The organism is Undibacterium sp. SXout20W, from assembly GCF_049340285.1.
In the GTDB taxonomy this organism is placed as follows: domain Bacteria; phylum Pseudomonadota; class Gammaproteobacteria; order Burkholderiales; family Burkholderiaceae_D; genus Undibacterium.
This window is the reverse complement of the sequence record NZ_JBMPPH010000002.1, coordinates 187,556-207,929: the sequence shown is the minus strand read 5'-3', so window position 1 is coordinate 207,929 and position 20,374 is coordinate 187,556. Positions and strand designations below refer to the sequence as shown.

General features: G+C 47.2%; 20 protein-coding genes. 7 read left to right on the top strand and 13 right to left on the bottom strand.

The window, feature by feature from the left end; all coding sequences use genetic code 11:
* Window positions 1–26: 26 nt before the first annotated feature.
* The 4 genes from ACO0K1_RS02565 to ACO0K1_RS02550 are packed head-to-tail and all read right to left on the bottom strand — an operon-like array spanning window position 27 to window position 2,576.
* On the bottom strand, window positions 27–452 hold the full coding sequence (locus tag ACO0K1_RS02565) for an ExbD/TolR family protein (RefSeq protein WP_423022367.1): 426 nt from the start codon (window positions 450–452) through the stop codon (window positions 27–29).
* A 36-nt stretch (window positions 453–488) separates the two neighbouring features.
* Window positions 489–1,184, bottom strand: coding sequence for a MotA/TolQ/ExbB proton channel family protein (locus ACO0K1_RS02560; protein ID WP_423022365.1), 696 nt, complete (start codon window positions 1,182–1,184; stop codon window positions 489–491).
* Between the two features lie 9 nt (window positions 1,185–1,193).
* Window positions 1,194–2,000: a 4-hydroxy-tetrahydrodipicolinate reductase gene (gene dapB / locus ACO0K1_RS02555; protein ID WP_423022363.1), complete on the bottom strand. Its 807-nt coding sequence runs from the start codon at window positions 1,998–2,000 to the stop codon at window positions 1,194–1,196.
* Between the two features lie 12 nt (window positions 2,001–2,012).
* Window positions 2,013–2,576 carry an outer membrane protein assembly factor BamE gene (locus ACO0K1_RS02550; RefSeq protein ID WP_423022361.1) on the bottom strand — a complete coding sequence of 188 codons (564 nt, stop codon included), beginning with the start codon at window positions 2,574–2,576 and terminating at the stop codon, window positions 2,013–2,015.
* 76 nt (window positions 2,577–2,652) lie between these two features.
* Between ACO0K1_RS02550 and fur the strand changes: the two genes are divergently transcribed.
* Window positions 2,653–3,084 carry a ferric iron uptake transcriptional regulator gene (gene fur / locus ACO0K1_RS02545; protein WP_423022359.1) on the top strand — a complete coding sequence of 144 codons (432 nt, stop codon included), beginning with the start codon at window positions 2,653–2,655 and terminating at the stop codon, window positions 3,082–3,084.
* A gap of 132 nt (window positions 3,085–3,216) precedes the next feature.
* Here fur and ACO0K1_RS02540 read toward each other — a convergent pair whose 3' ends face one another.
* Genes ACO0K1_RS02540 through ACO0K1_RS02530 form a run of 3 tightly spaced genes read right to left on the bottom strand, consistent with a single transcriptional unit; the run spans window position 3,217 to window position 5,368 of the window.
* On the bottom strand, window positions 3,217–3,606 hold the full coding sequence (locus ACO0K1_RS02540; RefSeq protein ID WP_423022357.1) for a response regulator: 390 nt from the start codon (window positions 3,604–3,606) through the stop codon (window positions 3,217–3,219).
* 11 nt (window positions 3,607–3,617) lie between these two features.
* On the bottom strand, window positions 3,618–4,637 hold the full coding sequence (gene hrcA, locus ACO0K1_RS02535) for a heat-inducible transcriptional repressor HrcA (protein ID WP_423022355.1): 1,020 nt from the start codon (window positions 4,635–4,637) through the stop codon (window positions 3,618–3,620).
* 44 nt (window positions 4,638–4,681) lie between these two features.
* Window positions 4,682–5,368, bottom strand: a complete 687-nt coding sequence (locus ACO0K1_RS02530) for an HAD family hydrolase (RefSeq protein ID WP_423022353.1) — start codon at window positions 5,366–5,368, stop codon at window positions 4,682–4,684.
* A gap of 74 nt (window positions 5,369–5,442) precedes the next feature.
* Here ACO0K1_RS02530 and ACO0K1_RS02525 point away from each other — a divergent pair, with 74 nt between their 5' ends.
* The 5 genes from ACO0K1_RS02525 to ACO0K1_RS02505 all read left to right on the top strand — a co-directional run bounded on the left by ACO0K1_RS02525 (window position 5,443) and on the right by ACO0K1_RS02505 (window position 13,270).
* A complete protein-coding gene (locus ACO0K1_RS02525) occupies window positions 5,443–6,336 on the top strand; it encodes an NAD kinase (RefSeq protein WP_423022351.1) in 894 nt (297 codons plus the stop codon).
* Between the two features lie 76 nt (window positions 6,337–6,412).
* The gene (recN, locus tag ACO0K1_RS02520; protein ID WP_423022349.1) at window positions 6,413–8,059 is read left to right on the top strand and encodes a DNA repair protein RecN; all 1,647 of its coding nucleotides are present in this window, start codon (window positions 6,413–6,415) and stop codon (window positions 8,057–8,059) included.
* 18 nt (window positions 8,060–8,077) lie between these two features.
* Window positions 8,078–9,184: a ferrochelatase gene (gene hemH / locus ACO0K1_RS02515; protein WP_423022348.1), complete on the top strand. Its 1,107-nt coding sequence runs from the start codon at window positions 8,078–8,080 to the stop codon at window positions 9,182–9,184.
* A gap of 6 nt (window positions 9,185–9,190) precedes the next feature.
* Window positions 9,191–10,015 carry a symmetrical bis(5'-nucleosyl)-tetraphosphatase gene (locus ACO0K1_RS02510; RefSeq protein ID WP_423022346.1) on the top strand — a complete coding sequence of 275 codons (825 nt, stop codon included), beginning with the start codon at window positions 9,191–9,193 and terminating at the stop codon, window positions 10,013–10,015.
* Between the two features lie 426 nt (window positions 10,016–10,441).
* Window positions 10,442–13,270: a DUF1631 family protein gene (locus tag ACO0K1_RS02505; RefSeq protein WP_423022344.1), complete on the top strand. Its 2,829-nt coding sequence runs from the start codon at window positions 10,442–10,444 to the stop codon at window positions 13,268–13,270.
* Window positions 13,271–13,358: 88 nt separating this feature from the next.
* Here the strand turns inward: ACO0K1_RS02505 and ACO0K1_RS02500 are convergent, their stop codons facing one another.
* The 6 genes from ACO0K1_RS02500 to ACO0K1_RS02475 all read right to left on the bottom strand — a co-directional run bounded on the left by ACO0K1_RS02500 (window position 13,359) and on the right by ACO0K1_RS02475 (window position 18,290).
* Window positions 13,359–14,096: a lysophospholipid acyltransferase family protein gene (locus ACO0K1_RS02500; protein ID WP_423022342.1), complete on the bottom strand. Its 738-nt coding sequence runs from the start codon at window positions 14,094–14,096 to the stop codon at window positions 13,359–13,361.
* Window positions 14,097–14,428: 332 nt separating this feature from the next.
* Window positions 14,429–15,715 carry a dihydroorotase gene (locus ACO0K1_RS02495; RefSeq protein WP_423022340.1) on the bottom strand — a complete coding sequence of 429 codons (1,287 nt, stop codon included), beginning with the start codon at window positions 15,713–15,715 and terminating at the stop codon, window positions 14,429–14,431.
* A 62-nt stretch (window positions 15,716–15,777) separates the two neighbouring features.
* The gene (locus tag ACO0K1_RS02490) at window positions 15,778–16,752 is read right to left on the bottom strand and encodes an aspartate carbamoyltransferase catalytic subunit (RefSeq protein ID WP_423022338.1); all 975 of its coding nucleotides are present in this window, start codon (window positions 16,750–16,752) and stop codon (window positions 15,778–15,780) included.
* A complete protein-coding gene (gene pyrR / locus ACO0K1_RS02485; RefSeq protein WP_423022336.1) occupies window positions 16,745–17,260 on the bottom strand; it encodes a bifunctional pyr operon transcriptional regulator/uracil phosphoribosyltransferase PyrR in 516 nt (171 codons plus the stop codon). Before pyrR ends, ACO0K1_RS02490 begins: the two co-directional genes overlap by 8 nt.
* Window positions 17,257–17,658, bottom strand: a complete 402-nt coding sequence (gene ruvX, locus ACO0K1_RS02480; protein WP_423022334.1) for a Holliday junction resolvase RuvX — start codon at window positions 17,656–17,658, stop codon at window positions 17,257–17,259. Before ruvX ends, pyrR begins: the two co-directional genes overlap by 4 nt.
* An 11-nt stretch (window positions 17,659–17,669) precedes the next feature.
* Window positions 17,670–18,290, bottom strand: a complete 621-nt coding sequence (locus tag ACO0K1_RS02475) for a YqgE/AlgH family protein (protein ID WP_423022332.1) — start codon at window positions 18,288–18,290, stop codon at window positions 17,670–17,672.
* 524 nt (window positions 18,291–18,814) lie between these two features.
* Between ACO0K1_RS02475 and ACO0K1_RS02470 the strand changes: the two genes are divergently transcribed.
* Window positions 18,815–20,296, top strand: coding sequence for a cryptochrome/photolyase family protein (locus tag ACO0K1_RS02470; protein WP_423022330.1), 1,482 nt, complete (start codon window positions 18,815–18,817; stop codon window positions 20,294–20,296).
* The last annotated feature ends 78 nt before the right edge of the window (window positions 20,297–20,374 follow it).

Below are 20,374 nucleotides of genomic sequence, written 5' to 3'. Positions count from 1 at the left end.
CGTCTTTTTAGAGCAAAGCCGAGGCTTCACTTTGAGGTATCGGTGACAAAAGAGATTTTATTGAGACCTTTTGCCTGGGCTGCTGCCATCAGTTTGGCAATCATTTCATAGCGTGTGGCTTGATCTGCTCGCAATTGCACATCGGGCGGTGAAGTTTGACGCCCAGCCTCTGCCAATTTCAACTCCAGTGCCGGAAAGTCGATGCGGTGATCATTCCAGAATACTTGCCCTTCGGCATCGATAGAAATATGCAATGCCTCGATTGGCTGCGGAGAAGCCTTAGCGACCGTTTTTGGTAAATCCAGCTTAACCACTGGCGTCATCAGCGGTGCGGCAATAATAAATATCACCAATAACACCAACATCACGTCCACCATGGGAGTGACATTAATGTCTACCATGGTTGGTAGCGGTTTCGAGGCGTTGCCATGTTGAAATTGACCGAATGCCATTTGACTTTAGCCCAATGCCTGAGATGCTTAAGTTGCTTACGATGCTTGAGTAGATGCTCTATGACTATTTTGCTCACGTTGCCGACTCAAGTGAACATGCAAATCATGCGCAAAACCATCTAATTCAGCCAGAGAAATGCGATTAATTCGGTTAAACACATTGAATGCCAAGACTGCTGGAATCGCCACCATCAAACCAAGTGCCGTCATGATTAGCGCCTCGCCCACGGGCCCCGCCAGTTGATCGATTTGCACTGCGCCCTCAAGCGAAATATTGGTCAGAGCATGATAAATCCCCCAGACCGTACCTAATAGTCCGACAAATGGTGCCGTTGCACCGATCGACGCCAATGAGGTCAAGCCATTTTCAAGGCGGATAGTCGCATTCTGCAATGCCTGACGTAGCGCCCGCGTCAACACTTCACTGACGTCACGATCTGCACACAGGGTCGCGAAATACTGCTGTGGCTCGGCAGCATCGACCGCGGTTTGTGCCAACGATACGAACAATTTTTCTTTATCGCTGAACCGTAACAAGGTCACAGCGTCATTGATCGATGGCGCCTGCCAGAATGAACCCAACTTACCGGCTGCCTGACGAACTCGCCAAAACGTCCACGCTTTAGCGAGAATCAACGTCCAGCAAGCTAACGACATGATGAATAACAAATAGGCAATGGCATGCCCAAATTGATCCGATTGCTGCCAATAGTGCGCGATTGCGTTCTGCATGAAAGCGGGTTAGCGCAGATTTAACACATCAAACATGTCAAACAAGCCAGTTGGCTTATCCGCCAGATAGCGTGCCGCGCGCAAGCTACCATGGGCATAAGTGACGCGACTTGACGATTTATGTGAAATCTCAACGCGTTCCCCAATACCTGCAAACAATACTGTGTGATCACCCACAATGTCGCCACCGCGTATTGTGGCAAACCCTATCGATGAAGGATCACGTTCGCCAGTTACGCCTTCGCGAGAAAACACGCCGACCTCATTCAGATCACGACCCAGCGCATCGGCGATCACTTCGCCCATTTTCAATGCCGTACCAGATGGCGCGTCGACTTTGTGACGGTGGTGCGCCTCGATAATTTCGATGTCGTAGCCCGTCGCAAAGCTTTTTGCCGCCATTTCTAGTAATTTGAGCGTGACATTCACGCCAACGCTCATATTCGGCGCGAACATGATGGCAGTTTTCTCTGCTGCTTTGGCAATCGTCGCTTTGCCCGCGTCGTCAAAACCTGTGGTGCCAATAATCATCTTAATACCATGCTCGGCACAGTAAGCCAGATGTTTTAAAGTGCCTTCTGGACGGGTAAAGTCAATCAAGAAATCAGCATCTGCCAATCCAACCGACAAATCAGACTCAATCTTGACACCGGTCGGTTTTCCAAGAAACGCACCCGCATCAACGCCCAACGCAGGCGATGTAGCAACATCCAGCGCGCCGCTCAATTGCAGATCCGCTGCCGCAACGATGGCTTCGACTAACATTTGCCCCATCCGCCCTGAGGCGCCAGCGACGGCTACTTTTAATACTGTCATACTAGATTCTCTTTATTTTTTATCTTTTTTCTTAGGATTGCCATCGATATCGTTCAACGATTCAACTTTTTCTAAGCCCAAGGCAGATTCAGTAATCCGCGCCAAATATTCTTTTTCCGTCGGCAAATTGCCGCCTTCAAATTTTGACACGGTATTATTTTTAAAATAAATCGTCACCAGACTTGATACTTGCTCGCCTTTTGGTTTAGTCAGACGGAATGGAAAATCCCAACGATCTTCGTGAAACATATCTGTCAGCAACGGCGTACCAAGAACGAAGCGCACTTGCTCACGCGTCATTCCTTCTTTGATTTGCGCCATCATTTCTTCGGAGACGAAATTACCTTGTTGCACACTAATGCGATAAGGTGAAATGTACCCTAGGAATTTTTTGACCCCAGTTGGCGTATATACTTGTGTCCCACTAGCGGTGTTGACCACCGTGTCAGGTGCGTTTGCATTCTGATCGGCGAGGACAGACGTTTTGGACGCGCAAGCGGACAGACTCACCAGCAATGCCATACTTGTATAACGTAAAGCATTTGCTTGATTCAATTTCGAAAACAACAATCGCATAGGTACCCTCAGTATTTGAGCAATATGCCCTAAAACCCGATATCATAAAGCAGATAGACATCTTTTGACCGAAAACATGACAAACAGCACGACAAATCTCAAAGCAAGCGGCCTGAAGGCGACTTTGCCACGACTAAAAATCCTTGAAATCTTTCAAAATAGCAAAGTAAGACATCTGACGGCTGAAGATGTTTACAAGATATTACTGAACGAAAACATGGATGTCGGACTGGCAACAGTGTACCGTGTACTCACGCAATTTGAGCAGGCTGGCCTGCTCCACCGCAATCATTTTGAGACCAATAAAGCTATTTTTGAACTGAACGAGGGTTCTCACCACGATCATCTCGTCTGCTTAGACTGTGGCCGCGTAGAAGAGTTCTTCGATGCTGAAATAGAAAAAAGACAGCAAACTATTGCTTTGGACAGGGGCTTTAAAATTGCCGACCATTCACTGGCGATTTACGGAAGTTGCACCAAAGAAAATTGCGAGCACAAAGAAAACTGAGCGAAGCGACCGATCGGCGCTTCCAGGAAGACGAACTTGCCAGAATTTGAGGGGCGGGTGCAATCCGCCACCCTCTAAAACCTTCAAGAAATTTATTTTGAGAGAAACAAAAATCCAAAAAACGCGAACGATTTAATTTTTTGGCTTGATCTTGGCAACGACCCCGCCAACGGTATCAATAATTTTTTGTGCATTAAACGGCTTCAGGATAAATCCATGTATTCCCGCTTTAACTGCCTCGGCAATTGTTTCACTGTCCTTGCTTGCGGTCACCATCAAGACCATCGCTTCAGGAAGCATATCTTTAATTTTAGGCAATATTTCCAGACCACCAATTTTAGGCATCACCACATCTAACAAGATCAGATTAGGTCTGTGTCTTAATACTAGTTCCAAACCTGTGCCGCCATCAGCTGCTTCACCGACAACGTTATATCCCTCGCTACGCAAGACAACCCTCAACACTTCGCGGGTAATATCGTTATCATCAATCAACACGATAGAGACATTTTCTTTCAACATAATGAACCTTTCTACTGACTCAAAGCATTAGAAAGCAATTTAGCAGTGATATCAACAATAGGAATAACCCGCTCATACGCCATTCGCGTCGGGCCTATCACACCTAAAGTCCCGACGATTTTGCCGTTTACGCCATAAGGCGCCGTAACAATACTCATCTCATCCATTGGCACCAACTGCGACTCGCCGCCAATAAAAATCTGCACGCCCGTTGCTTTACTCGACACATCCAATAGTTGCATTAAGCCACTTTTTTGCTCAAACATGTCAAATAATTTCCGCAAAGAATCCATGTTTGAAGATAAATCTTGCACATTAAGCAAATTTCTCTCGCCAGAAATCACGACTTCTTCGCCTTGCTCAGCCAATGCATCACTACCCGCCTCGACGGCAGCCTGCATCAGGCTCGTCATGTCAGACTGTAATTGACGCAATTCACTATTAATACGCAAACGCGCCTGATCAAAACTCAGACCGCTGAAATTCTGATTCAGATAATTTGCTGCCTGGACCAATTGCCCAGGTGTGTAATCCGCCTCGGTTAACAATAAACGGTTATGTACATCGCCAGAAGGGGCAACAACTACCAACAGAATACGCTTTTCAGACAAGCGCAAAAATTCGACTTGCTGAAAAATCGATTCTGTACGTGGCGTCATGACAACACCAGCAAACTGCGATAACGACGAAAGTATCTGCGCCGCATTAGCTATAATTCTTTGCGGTTGCTGCGTTAAAAAACCAGGCTGCAAACGCGAACTTAATGCACTTTCGTCAATTTCTTGCACAGTTAGCAACTCGTCGACAAAAACGCGATAGCCTCTTGGGGTCGGAATACGACCCGCCGACGTATGCGGACTAGCAACAAAACCTAGCTCTTCGAGATCGGCCATCACGTTACGGATGGTCGCAGGAGAAAGCTCAAGACCAGAAATTTTCGATAAAGCACGCGACCCTACAGGCTGACCATCAGCGATGTAGCGTTCAACGAGCGCTTTTAACAATGTTTGGGCACGAATATCAAGTTGCATAAGTGCATTTTATTCCAGCCAAGCCAATATGAACATAAGGAATTTCATAACCATTGTGACAAATCATGCAAATCGTTAAATTCCGCATCTGGTTTGATATGTTGATGGCGCACCTCCTCAGTCGGTACCCCGCGCCGGTTCATCCATGCTGCTTGCAAACCGGCTGCTTGCGCTCCTTGTACATCAAGTAATAAGTCATCACCAACATACAACACTTCCGCTGGTGACAAACTCAGCGCGTCGCACGCGGCATGAAATATCCGCGGGTCCGGTTTTGCGCAGCCGAACTGATGAGCGGCAATCGATACCTGAAAATAAGACGCCAACCCAATCGCTTGCAAATCAGCAAAACCATTCGATATGGTACCCAATTTGACCCTTTGCCCTAACTGTGTCAAGGCCGCAGTCACATCGGGGTAAAGACTGACCTGATTACGTGCTGCCGCAAACACCGCCATGGCGTGATCTGCTTTGGCACCATCCTCACCGTGCTGTACAAATACATCTTGCAGCAAACGATGGCGCAAAGCCCATAAGTCGAAGCTAAATCGCGGATTTGTTGCTACCAGAGCCTGGCGCCTGGCGCGTAAAGACGCGATGTCATAGTTCGCGGTGACACTCGGCACATGCTCCTGCATCCAGGCGTACAAAGTAGCTTCTGCGTGCTGAATGACCGGCGCCACTGGCCACAAGGTGTCGTCTAAATCGAGCAATACCGCTTTAATTGTCATATCGTGCACTCAGTTAGTTCATTTTTGGCGTAATTATGGTCTAATCTGACGAATCACGTCACCCCTCATTTTCTATGACTGTTCAGGCTAAAACAATTGCACTAGTTGGTAAATATAATGCGGCTGGCATTACTGAGTCGATGTACGAATTGGCACGTTTTCTGAATGATGCCGGACATACCGTGGTTCTGGAAGCAGAAACGGCAAGTTATATTCAAATTGAGGGACTCGCATCGATGTCCGTCGTGGACATAGGAAAAACAGCAGATGCGGCAATTGTGGTCGGTGGCGATGGAACGATGCTGGGTATTGCGAGGCAACTCGCGCCTTACAACGTGCCCCTGATCGGGATTAACCAAGGCAGACTCGGCTTCATTACCGATATTCCATTGGATCGAATGATTCCCGTCATCAGCGAGATGCTGCAAGGGAAGTATGTTTCTGAGCGACGTAGCTTGCTACAGGCCATTGTGGTACGCGAAGGTAATCAAATTTTTAGCGGTGTCGCTTTTAACGATATCGTCGTTGCGCGTGGCGCAGGCTCCGGCATGGTGGAGTTACGGGTCGAGGTCGATGGACTCTTTATGTACAACCAGCGTTCGGATGGCTTGATTATTTCGACACCAACGGGTTCAACTGCTTACGCACTTTCAGCAGGTGGCCCTTTGTTACATCCAAGCCTGAGTGGCATTGTCATGGTACCAATCGCTCCGCACGCCTTATCAAACCGCCCTATCGTGCTGCCAGATAGTAGCGAAATCGTCATTGAAATCGCAGCCGGTCGCGATATCAGTGTGAATTTTGATATGCAAACATTTGCCAGTCTGGCCCATCAAGACAGAATCGTTGTAAAACGCTCTGCACATACGGTGACTTTTTTACATCCACATGACTGGAATTACTACAATACCTTGCGTGAAAAATTGCATTGGAATGAATATCCTTCTGTGGAAGGCGCACTTAACTAGTCAGGGATTGTTACAATAGTCAACAATCTGATTTTCGCTCACTAACGTTCATTACACTTACTACACTCCCGCTATTATGCTGCGCACGCTCGCTATTCGTGATTTTGTTATTGTTGATATTTTAGAGCTCGAATTCTCTTCTGGTTTCAGTGTATTGACAGGTGAAACTGGTGCTGGAAAATCAATCTTGATCGACGCCCTTAGCCTTGCCTTGGGTGGACGCGGCGATGCCAGCATGGTGCGTGAATCCGCCGCCAAAGCCGATATCAGTGCCGAATTTTCTATCAACGATACCGTCAGTGTCTGGCTAGAAAATAACGATTTCAGTGACCCTGACCAACAACTGATTTTGCGGCGTACGATCGACAACGCAGGACGCTCAAAGGCTTGGATCAATGGGATTACCGCAACGGCCGCTCAATTACGCGAACTGGGCGATTTGCTGGTCGACATTCACGGCCAGCATGCGCATCAATCTTTGCTCAAAAGTGAAGCACAGCGCGCACTTCTCGACATGCAAGGTGGCTTGGAAACACAAGTCATAGAGGTCGCCAACTTATACAAAGCCTGGCGTAGCTTGAGCAAACAACGCGAAGAATTTGAAACCAACGCTAAGAGCGTTTTACAAGAACGTGAACGTCTTGAATGGCAGGTCGGCGAACTCGATAAATTGCAGATTAAACCTGGCGAATGGGAAAATATCACCCAGGAACACAGTCGCCTCGCGCATGCAGCCAGTTTGCTCGATGGGGCGCAAGAAGCAGCGGCGTTAATATCTGAATCAGAACATCCCGTCTTATCACAGCTCTCAGCAATTCAACAGAAATTATTAAAACTGCTTGATTACGACGCAGCTTTAAAGCCCGTCACCGATGCATTGGAATCCGCCTGCATCCATTTGCAGGAAACCACGTATGCGCTAAACGATTACTTAAGCCGCACTGAACTCGATCCAGCACGTCTACGTGAAGTAGAGAGCCGTGTGGAAAGTATTCATTCGACGGCAAGACGTTTTCATGTTGTGCCGGAAAATTTGCATGAAGAATTCGCTGTGTTATCAGGGCAATTACTACAATTATCGAATGCCAGTGATATTGACGCACTCAAAGCGGAACAAGAAAAAGCGCATCAACGGTATATAAAAACAGCACAAAAATTAAGTAGTGCTCGCCAAAAAGTCGCGACAGAATTGAGTGCCGCCGTCACCGCCGCAATGCAAGATCTCAGTATGAGCGGTGGTAGTTTTGCTGTCTCACTGGTGCCGGTTGAGGCGGCGGCGTATGGTCTGGAGCAAATCGAATTCCTGGTCGCCGGCCACGCCGGGGTGCAAGCGCGACCTCTCGCCAAAGTCGCATCAGGTGGCGAGCTGGCGCGTATTTCTCTAGCCATTTCGGTGATTACCTCCTGCGCTACCGCAACACCAACGTTGATCTTTGACGAGGTTGATAGCGGCATCGGCGGTGGTGTCGCTGAAGTTGTCGGCCGCCTGCTTAAACGTCTGGGACAAGATCGTCAGGTGCTCTGCGTGACTCATTTACCGCAAGTCGCCAGCCAGGCTAATCAGCATTTCCAGGTCAGTAAAATGAATCTCGACGGAAAAACAATTTCATCCATTTCTCCACTCGATAGTAAGCAACGTGTTGAAGAAATCGCGCGTATGTTGGGTGGAATAGAAATCACTGCGACAACACGTAAACACGCCAGAGAATTACTGGCCTCTTAATTTTTGCAAAGTACAACCATGAGCTTTCTGAAAGAACCCGATTACTCCCACGGAAAAATAGGCAAAACGGCCGTCGTTTTGGTGAACCTCGGCACCCCAGATGCGCCGACCAGTTCTGCTGTACGCCGGTATTTGAAGCAATTCTTATGGGATCGACGTGTCGTCGAAGTGCCACGCATCATTTGGTGGTTCATTCTCAATTTGATCATCCTTCCATTTCGCTCCAGTCAATCAGCAAAAAAATATGCTTCGATCTGGACGAAAGAAGGATCGCCGCTAAAGATTCACACTGAAAAACAAGCATTGCTACTCAAAGGGTATCTGGGTGAACGCGGACACGAAGTCAATGTCGTCTATGCAATGCGTTATGGTTCACCGTCTATTCCTTCGGTATTGCAAAAACTGAAAGCCGAAGGCTACGAACGCTTGCTCGTTTTGTCAGCTTATCCACAATATTCTGCAACCACAACGGGCTCTAATTTTGATGCCGTCTTCAGTCATTATCAACAAGTACGTAATGTGCCTGAACTACGCATGATTAAGCATTATCACGATCATGAAGCCTATATCGAAGCATTAAAACAATCCGTGCTCAATCACTGGCAAACACATGGTCGGCCAGAAAAATTAGTAATGAGTTTTCATGGATTGCCAAAGGCGTTTTTGATGCGCGGAGATCCCTACCATTGCGAATGCTACAAAACGGCACGTTTACTTGCTGAGTCACTGGGATTAAGTAAAGAACAATATCTGGTCACATTTCAGTCCCGTCTGGGACGTGCAGAATGGCTGCAACCCTATACAGCGCCCACTGTTACGCAACTCGCGAAAGACGGGGTGAAGCGAATTGACGTGATTTGTCCTGGTTTTATCGCTGATTGTCTGGAAACACTGGAAGAAATCGCGATGGAAGTGCGGATCGACTTTTTAAATGCGGGTGGCAAAGAATTCAATTACATTCCATGTCTCAACGAATCCCCGGAATGGATGCGCGCATTGGCAGAAATCGCCGAACAGCATTTAATCGGCTGGCCAACGATGATGACGACCAGCTTGCGTGAAGAGCAAAAACAACAAGCCTTGTTCAGTCGCGCTGAAGCAAAGCGTCTCGGTGCAGAGCATTAAATTTGTATGGCTAACACTTATTTTATTGGCGATATTCAAGGTTGTGCTGATCAGCTACAAGAGTTAATCAACAAAATCGAACAAACCTCGGCCAATAACTACTATGTCTTTGCAGGTGATTTAGTTAATCGCGGCCCAAAATCTCTTGAGACGTTGCGTCTGGTACGAACGCTGCAACAAACGGGCCATGCTGAAAGTGTTTTAGGCAATCATGATTTGCATTTGCTGGCTGTCGCCAATGGCATAAGACCTAGTCATCGTAGCGACACACTAGACCAGATTTTGCAAGCACCAGATAGGGATGAATTGCTGCATTGGCTGCGACAGCGCCCCTTGGCAATACTTAAAAATCATCATTTAATTATTCACGCGGGTTTATTTCCTTCCTGGACTGCAGAAAAAACGATGTCCCTGGCCCATGAAGTCGAGACGACGCTGAGAGGTTCTGCGTGGTTAGATTTTCTCCACACGATGTATGGGAATACCCCGGATACCTGGAGTGACGACTTGCAAGGCAATGATCGCCTGCGGTGCATCATCAATGCACTGACGAGAATGCGATTTTGTACGATTGATGGCCGTATGGACTTCGCAACGAAGGATGGTCTGGGCAATGCACCAGAAGGCTATTCACCATGGTTTGATGCGCCAAGAGCCAGCGCAGATACCACCGTCGTTTTTGGACACTGGTCGACGCTGGGCTTGGTGTTAAGACCTGATCTCATCAGCCTCGATACGGGTTGCGTTTGGGGTGGAAAACTCACAGCAGTGTCTATGAACGAACGCAAGCTCATTCAAATTGATTGCCCGCAACAACAAAAACCTGGTTAATCACGCCTGAAATCAACTATTATTTCAGGAATAGTTACTCGTAGTTAACGCACTTTCTGGCAATACGACGATCAAGCATGATGATTAATGATTGACGACTAACAACCAGTAATCAAGGATTAATGATCAACGATGCATTGCTTTCGCGATGGAATTTTAATGGTGTGCCTCAAAACACAGAAACAAGATTCAACTTCAATACTTCATGGCCGTTAACGTTAACCTCATTCTAATTTAACGTTAAGAATAGCGACAATCAATCATAGTGCTCTAACAGGTTCGCCCTAAAGTAAACGTGATTAAAATTGTTAAAAATATTAGTGTTGACGTTTTTACAGCAAAAATCCGCATATACTATCGAATTAATTTACAAATGCACAAGTAAGAGCGTTTTCACACTATGTACCAGGCCCTTAAGGGATAAGCATGGACCCGAATGAACTTTTGCCAATCATCCGTATGGAATTTCAAAAGGCGTTCTTAGCGTCCTTAGCGCAAGCCCTTCCACAATCCATTGAAGCTCTATTTAAAAAAGCTGAAAGTACTTATTCTTATACAGAACAAGGACAATATTTGCACGCCTGCAGTTTGCTGCGCAGAACAAAAGAACTGACCGATCAGATGGACCTGAGCATGGATGCCTTGCTCACACGGAGTTTTCAGACAACTTACAATAAATTTCGTCCGGTATCTGCATTAAGCATTAAAAGTAGTAACTTGTCGCTGGTCGATGCCAGCGTATTTGATGATGAGTTACTGTTGAACGAGATCACTGAAAAATTCCGCATTGAGGCCGGTGATCAGATTCGTGACTTAAATATACGGATTGCGATTCTTTTTGCACAGGATAATATTAAAGAGCGAGAAAACCCTTTTCGCCCTTATCTACTGGCACGATGTATCGCCAATACCTTAGAAGATTTAAAACTTGAACGCGACCTGTGCAACATTTTACAAACCCAGATTGCAGAAGACTTTTCGCAGCATGTTTTTAAAATATATGAAGCCGTAAATGATAGTCTGGCATCACATGGCGTAGCCGCTGAACTTCAGTTTAAACTCAAAAAAACGAACATCGCAACGCCAGGGGCATCCGATAGTAATGTAGGGGACGAAGATGCTGGCACGGACAATGACCTCGTCGCGACATGGTCACCCAGTACCTTTCAGCGTGCACAAGCACGAGTTCGCTCATACCGTAACGGACAGAAAAAGCCGATATCTGGTTTTGCAGAAATTGGCGGTAAAATTTACGATACTGCCGCCAGAGATATTTCTTCCGATCAGCCAAAAAATCGCGTTGAACAATTATTTGATGCAGTTCGTCACATCGCCTCCGGCATCGGTGGCGCCATCGATCGTGATCAAGCTGCCATAGCGAAAAATCAGGCGGAGTCACAAAATTTTTCTGAAGACATTCAAGCAGAGGTCATCGCCAATGGCATCTCGTCTGTCGATCAGCATGGCACCTTGCGTGATTCAGAAGCGATGCCACGCTCAACTGACGCAACCGCAAGTACGCAATTTAAATGGTTGGCGCAACATCAATCGATAGGCAAAGTACTCCGACAAGTCTTTAGCGGATCTAGTCTCGCTACGACCTCACGTAACACCGCTTCGCATGAACAATCAGTATCCAGCGCTGAGGCAAATGAGATGCCGTCAGACAATCCAATCAATGAGGGCGAGACTGGCACGGTAGACATGCGTGTTGACGTTGATAATGCATTAACATCATCACATCAAGCAGGGCAAGAAACAGCGCAGCAATCGACGACGCCGGCTTCTGGTGAATTTCAAGAGATGCCACGCTATTCAGGATCAGGAATCGTCCAGTCTGTCCAGCAATTGCAAAGAACTCATACCGCGGCCGCGGAGCAAATGTTTGACCAGCTGGGTCGGATTCGCAATCTGATTCTTGAGCAACGCGCCCAACTTTCTGACATGACCGACGATGTCGATGAGCAAATGACCATCGACGTAGTCGCCATGCTGTTTGAATTTATTTTGTCAGACAATCAGGTACCAGCAGAAATTCGCGCGCAACTCGGACGATTACAGTTTCTCGTATTAAAAATTGCGCTGCGTGACCAAAGTCTGCTGACACAAAAAGGCCATCCCGCACGCTTACTGATTAACCGCGTAGGTTCTATCTCCTTAGGTTTGAAACAGATTGACCCGAGTGGCGTTCATATCACGAAGGAAATTTGTCGTATCGTTGAAACGCTGCTCGAAGACGAAAGTGAAACCTCCCAGCTTTTCACTCGCATGCTCGACGAATTCGATGCTTTCATTGCACGCGAGCTGCGTCATAGCGATAAACAGACGGAAGAAACCGTTGAAGCGGTCGAAGAAGTACAAAATCGTACCTTACGGATCGTACATATCTCAGCGCAACTGCAAGCCGTGCTGCAAAAACTCACGATCAATCCGTTTTTGCGTGAATTCCTGGAAAATAACTGGGTATCGGCCATAGAAATGGTCGAGCGTGACGATATACGACGTGGTATTCGCTACCGGTTACTGGTGCCTGACCTGCTGTGGAGTATCGTGCCAAAAGCGGCAGGCGATGATCGCACGCAATTATTCGCTTTGTTGCCAATTATTCTCAGCACGATCCGCGAAGCGCTGGCATTAATTCAATCTGATCAGGAATATCAAAAGACCTTACTGGACTGGCTCGTCGATGCCCACACGGCGGCATTACGCACTGCACAAAACAATGCAGCAGGTCGTACTTTGTCCTTGCCATCGATTCATCAGCACTTTCAGCCTTTCGTCTATCCCGCCGACACGCCACACGAGCAACTTCTCAACGATGCGGACAAACCGGAGATTCAAAAAATACTCGACAAAGCTATTCGCGAACTCGATCTTCAAGTGGAAATGCTGGATCAAATTTGCGATCAGGAATTAGCGGCAGAATCTGATCCACCCACCGCAAAGTCAGCTTTCAATAGTATGAATGTCACACCAGAAATCATTAAAGAACGATTGCGGACAGGTGTCAGTTTAGAATTGCACTTAGGCTTCAAACCGAGTGCAGGAAAACTCAGTTGGGTCGATCCACAATTGCGCAATCTGGTATTGCGTCTGGAAGGACATGACAAACCATCGCTGGTGAGTGTACGCATGTTTCGACGAATGATCGCCCATGGAAGGGTGCGTTTTTTAGAAGCCGAGCCTTTGTTTGAACGGGCGGTACAGGCTTTACTGACCTCAGCGGATGTCCTCGATCAACCAGAAATGGCGTGAACAATGTGTCAGCAGGGTTAAACCTGCGTCACGCCAATCTCGCATTCAACCCATCAAAATTTGTTCCGAAAGCCAGTGCGGTAATTGTTCAGTGATCACTGATGCCGAGTTCTTGTAGCACTGCTGCTCTGGCTTGTTGTGCTACTTCACGTCGATGAGCACCTTCCGTGGCGATTGCGGGTAAGCGAATTAACTCTGCCGTCATCCGTGGTGCCTTTAAAATGATGGCCATACTTTCAGCAAATGTCATGTCACCAATAAAATCGGCGGCTGGATGGAATGCACCGTGACTATCAACATAGCGAACAACGAAAGGCTGCACAGGCACTTTAGCTTCGATTGCCGCTTCAAATAAATTCGCATGAAATGGCAATAATTTTCCTTGCGCTGCGGTTGTTCCTTCTGGAAAAAAAGCAATGCGTTTGCCGTCAGCAATTTGATGTACCAAGCCTTCGTAGATGCGGCGTACTTCACGCTGTTTACCTCTGGCTAAAAAAATGGTTCCGGCTTTTTCACACAAGAAACCAATCAAAGGCCACTGCCGAATATCTGACTTCGCAACAAAGTGGCAAGGGTGCACCGTATTAATGACAAAAATATCTAACCACGAAACGTGATTGGAAACAATTAATGCGCGCTCTGCTATCGCTCCCTGACTTGAATCAATAAACCGGACATCAACCGTACAAATCGCCAGTAATTGCGCCGACCAGCGCCGCACTCTTTGCTGTTGTTGCTCGGCACTGACAAACGGGAATACGACAATACACGTCGCCAACCCCGACAACAAATGAAGAAACACACGAAAAAAAGACCAAAAAAGCATGCTGAGCTCACCAGATACTCGTACTGAGTATCAATAAATAAATGAATATGTCATAACAAAATAAAGGGGAGTCAGGCTATTGAAACCTATACTCCCGCTTTTTAAGCCTTTTGAAGCTTCCTGAAACTTCCCGAAACTTCCCGAAACTTCCCGAAACTTCCCGAAACTTTAACGATGATGGAACAGAGATTGTTCAGCCAACTAAATATCATGCAAATACCATGCAAATATTATGGAAATATCATGGAAACATGATGGAACCATGATGCAAACATAGAGCAACCCAAGAACCAGCAATTCGACACTAAAATTAAACCAGAAAGCACCAACGATTACAGCAAAGTACTAAACGCAACGCGACCAGACACCATCGTCAACTTCACAACACCTGGCAATTCATAGCCCAAAAACAAGGTATGTTTTCCTTGGCTGACCAACGCTTTAGCTTCGACTTTCCAGCGCTCGTCCAGATTAAATAGGCACAAGTCAGCGGCCTGACCGACAGCAAGACGACCGCCATTGATACCAGCGACGTCCGCTGCCTGATGTGTGATCGTCGCTAATGCTTGCGTCAAGGACACATCACCACGACTATCTTCTGCCCATTTCAAAGCCAATGACAAAAGCAGTTCAAGACCCGTTGCGCCAGCGGAAGCTTCTGCAAATGGCAATAATTTCTCATCATCATCGACCGGCGTATGATCAGAACAAATTGCATCGATCGTCTGATCAGACAATGCCGCTTTAATCGCATCACGATCGCGTTGACTACGCAATGGCGGCGTCATTCTGGCATTCGAATCAAAGAACCCGATATCTGCATCAGTCAAGTGCACATGATGGGCGCCAACATCGCAAGTCAATGGAAGCCCTTCTTTCTTCGCTTGTCGCACCAACTCTAAACCAGCTGCCGAAGAAATCCGGCATAAATGCACTTTTGCACCCGTCGCACGCATGAGCTCAAAAAGGGTGTGTAAGGCAATCGTTTCTGCCATCACTGGCACACCCGACAAACCCAAACGGGATGCCAATGGACCGCTATGGGCAATGCCGCCTTTGCCTATATAGGCATCTTGTGGACGTAGCCATACCGTGTAGCCAAATGTCGCTGCATACTGTAGTGCCCGCTGCAAAGTGTTGGTATCAGCGATGGTTTCTTCCGCTTGCGAAAAGCCGATACAGCCAGCATCTGTCAAGGCGGCCATTTCTGTCAACGACTCACCTTTGAGTCCAACGGTTAAGGCACCGAGCGGATAAACGTGGGCTTTATGTTGCGTCCGTGCACGTTGCTTCAACATTTCAACCAGACCTGCTTCATCCAGCACCGGATCAGTATCAGGTGGACAAACCAGACTAGTTACACCGCCACGCATGGCTGCTTGCAACTCTGACTCTAAGGTCGCTTTATATTCAAAACCTGGTTCACGCAAACGCGCGCTCAGATCGACAAAGCCAGGTGCCACAACTAAGCCGCTGGCATCAATCACCTGCTCTGCAGTAAATCCTTCTGGCGCACGACCCAATCCCTGAATTTTCCCATCCGCAATGAACAAGTCTTGCACACCATCAAAGCCACTGGCTGGATCAATGACTCGACCATTTTTAATCTGTATTTTCATGTTCTATATTCCTCGTACAGCATCACAATCAGGCATTTTTATTGCTCCGTTTGCCGATGTTTTCAAGCATCTCCACCGCTATTACCAGCAACGATGCTCATCACCGACATCCGCACCGCGATACCAAATGTGACCTGCGGCAGTATCACTGCTTGCGGACCATCGGCGACAGCGGAATCAATTTCAACACCGCGATTCATCGGACCAGGATGCATCACAATCGCGTCCGGGTGTGCCAGTGCCAAACGTTCAGGTGTCAGGCCATAGCTTTTGAAATATTCCTGCGCTGACGGTAGTAAGGCGCCGCTCATACGCTCATTTTGCAAACGCAACATGATGATGACGTCAACGCCTTTCAAGCCTTCATTCATATCCGTAAAGACCCGTACTCCCATTTGCTCCAACCCGCCTGGCAACAAGGTGCGTGGGCCGATGACGCGCACTTCAGGCACGCCCAACGTCGTCAGAGCATGAATATCCGAACGCGCCACGCGACTATGTAAGACGTCACCGACAATGGCCACCGTCAGATTAGTAAAGTCTTTTTTGTAATGTCGGATGGTGTACATATCGAGCAAACCCTGGGTAGGATGTGCATGTCGACCATCGCCTGCATTCACGACGTGAACATGGTGTTGCTTCGTATCATTGAGATGCTTAGCGATCAGAAATGGCGCCCCCGACGTCGCATGTCGTACCACGAACATATCCGCATGCATCGCCGCCAAATTATCGATGGTGTCAAGCAAAGACTCCCCTTTGCTGGTACTAGAGGCGGCAATATTGAGATTAATCACGTCAGCAGATAAACGCTTGGAGGCGATTTCAAAGGTCGTACGAGTACGCGTAGAATTTTCAAAAAACAGATTGAACACGCTCTTACCACGCATTAGCGGCACTTTTTTAACTTCCCTGTCGCTGAGACTGACAAACGATGATGCTGTATCAAGAATGTGATTGATAATCGATTTGGGCAAACCTTCAATTGTCAGCAGATGTTGTAGCTCGCCGTGTTTATTGAGTTGTGGATTATGCATGATCAATAGAAAAGCTCAGTGTGCCATCTTCTGCACGTTGCAGATTGATAGAGATAGCGGGTTCAAATGGGGCGACATGGGCGACAAAATCGGCGGCAATAGGCAGTTCACGACCACCACGATCAACCAGCGCAGCAAGCATGATGCGTGCCGGTCGACCATAGTCGAATAATTCATTAATAGCGGCCCGGGTGGTGCGACCGGTATATAAAACATCATCGACCAGGAGTATATGCGCGCCATCAACAGCAAAAGGAATATGCGTCGGCTTCACCTCGGCATGTAAGCCCTTCGCTGCATAATCATCGCGATAAAAAGACACATCGATCTGACCAGCGTTCGCTCCCACGCCAAGATCGCGAACCAGGCGTTCCGCAATCCACGCGCCGCCAGAATAAATGCCAACGATCGCCAATGGCTGACTGTTTGTGGCAACATGTTTTTTTATCTGGTTCAATAACTGCTGATACAGTGCTTCAGCATCCAGTGTCGTAGCAAGAGTAGTCATGGAGTCTCATCAAAATATTGTTGCAGAATCAGCGCCGCAGCGTCGTCATCGATATATTCACCACGTTGGCCGTTCAGTACCGCCGACGAATAACGTTCATCGACCAAGACCGCAGGTAATTGAAAACGACCTTGCAATTGATTGGCAAACCGCTTACAGCGTTGCGTCATTTCATTCGCTTCGCCATCTGGATGCATAGGCAAGCCGACAACGCATAAAACGGGTTGCCAATTTTCAATCAGTGCCGCTACTTCGGCAAATTTGCCATCGTTGGTCGCCGCGTGAATAATCACGAGTGGTTCAGCTTGTCTGAGAAAGGTATTACCAACAGCAACCCCAATACGCTTTAAACCAAAATCAAATGCAAGAATCGTCCCTTCTGCTGAATTGGCTAGCACGGGATTCTGCATCAGGCGTGCCCCGCAGTCGATGCGAGCATCAGCGGATCAATACCTAGCAGTTTGATCGCCGCATTAAAACGTTCTTCAAGAGGTAAGGCAAAAACGATTTCTGGATCTGCCGGTACCGTCAACCAACTATTGCCGAGCATTTCTTTCTCTAATTGGCCTGCCCCCCAACCGGCATACCCAACGCTCATCAATACCCGCTCAGGACCGTCACCGGCAGCAATTGCTTCCAGTACATCGCGCGAGGTTGTGAAGGCAATATCATCGGTCACCTGGAGTGAAGATGTGTATTTCCCAACCGGGGCATGCAACACAAAACCACGATCATCCTGCACCGGACCGCCAAACATCACAGGATGCTTACCTAATGGGTGTGAATCGGGAATGTTTTCGAGTTTCAGATCAATGCGGTCAAATAAACCTGCCACCGTCATATCGGTAGGTCGATTAATCACGATCCCCATCGCACCGCGCGGACTGTGTTCACACACAAACACAACCGCACCGCCAAAAACAGGATCCTGAATCGAAGGCATTGCGATCAAAAAATGGTTCGTCAGATTAAGTTCAGTTGCCAAATGATGGCCAACAGCCTGAGATTCGTCTGTATCGGAGATTGCCATTGAAGACCCTGGCTTGTTATCGCTGGAGTCTGTTTGAGGGGATTTTATTTGCTTCACCATTCTCGTATTCTAGCATTTTTAGCGTGTTTTTTCGAGCTATACAAAGTTGGAAAATTTTGCTTTTATTGCAATAATCGCACCAATATCCATGATGTGTGGCATCGTAAGGCCTTGTATAATTGCATTATTGCATTATTGCATTATTGCATTATTGCATTATTGCATTATTGCATTAATACAATATTAACAATAAGTAATTTACCCCTGGTCGAGCTACCACCACTTCGCTTTCTGAGCACGACAGCGATTGCGCGAGGGCGACAATATACCTTTTACGCGGATTCACTGTGAGGCGGACACTCAAGGCATGGCGAATCTGGCGCTGCGCATAACTCGATTCTGCAGGCGAGTTAAAATAGCGGTGGCAGATCATGCCAAGATCAAAAGTCAAATAGTGATGTCTTAAATAAATTCATCGTTTTAGCATCCTTTGCAAATCCACCCGTATTTACCTTCTGAATTTTATGAGCAAAATCGTTTCCGACATTCCCCTCTCTTTAGTTTGGTTCAGACGTGATTTGCGCAGCTTTGATCATGCGGCGCTGTATCACGCATTGCGACAAAGTGAGGCAGTCGTCGGCGTATTTATTTTTGACAAAGCCATCCTTGATCATTTACCTGCCAATGACAGACGAGTGAAATTTATCTATGACAGCGTGCTCGAACTGCAACAATCGTTGGAGCAACTTGGTGGTGGTCTGATTATCCGCTACGGCGATGCCGCTACCGAAATTCCACAATTGGCCGCTGAACTCAAGATTCATGCCGTTTTTGTCAATCATGATTACGAGCCTGCCGCAATCGCCAGGGATCATCAGGTGGCATCGGCATTACATAAAATGTCGTGTGATTTTTTTAGTTTTAAGGATCAGGTTGTTTTTGAGAAAGAGGAGGTATTGTCTTTGTCGAATACACCATTTTCGGTATTCACTCCCTATAAAAACGCCTGGCTTAAAAAGTTTTATGCGCAGACAGATGACTTTTATTCTCGCGCCTATCCAGTAGAAAAGTATGCCACTCGCTTGCGCGCCATGTCATCTGCAGCGCCAAGTTTAGAGGTGATGGGGTTTGGTGATGCGCAATCGAATGACATCAATCTCCCCGCAGGCATGTCGGGGGGCAAACAATTATTCGATGATTTTGTCCACCGTATGAAAGACTATGATGTAACCCGCGATTTTCCTGCGGTAAAAGGACCTTCGTATTTATCGGTACATTTACGTTTTGGTACGGTGTCTGTGCGCCATCTGGTGCGCACTGCGATGCAACATATTCGTACAGAAGCACATCCTGGTGCGCAGATCTGGTTGAACGAACTGATTTGGCGTGATTTTTATTTTATGATTTTGCATCATCACCCTCGCGTCGAAAAAGCGGCATTTAAAGCGGCCTACGATGCGATCCAATGGGAACAAGGGACTGAGGCAGATACCCATTTCCTGGCCTGGTGTGAGGGTAAAACTGGCTATCCCCTGGTCGATGCAGCGATGCTGCAATTGAACCAGACCGGTTATATGCATAATCGTCTCCGCATGGTAACTGCATGCTTTTTAATCAAAGATCTCGGTATCGACTGGCGGCGTGGCGAGGCCTATTTTGCCGAAAAATTGAATGATTTTGATTTATCCGCAAACAATGGCGGCTGGCAATGGGCGGCGTCGTCAGGATGCGATGCACAACCGTATTTCCGGATTTTTAATCCTATTACCCAATCTGAAAAATTTGATGCTGAGGGTAAATTTATTCGTCGCTATCTACCGCAATTAAACAAATTGGATCACCGTTCAATTCATGCGCCATGGAAAGCCGCACCGTTATTATTGCAACAAGCAGGTGTGAAGCTGGGTCAGAATTATCCGCATCCGATTGTTGAGCATGATGCTGCACGTAAAGCGACGCTCGCACGCTATGCAGTGGTCAAGAAGGCCGATGTCGACGCTGAGTAAATTGATATCGTTGTATGTGTGGGGGGGGTACACCCAAAAAAAGCAGGATCCCCTGCTTTTTTTGATGAATGAAAACGA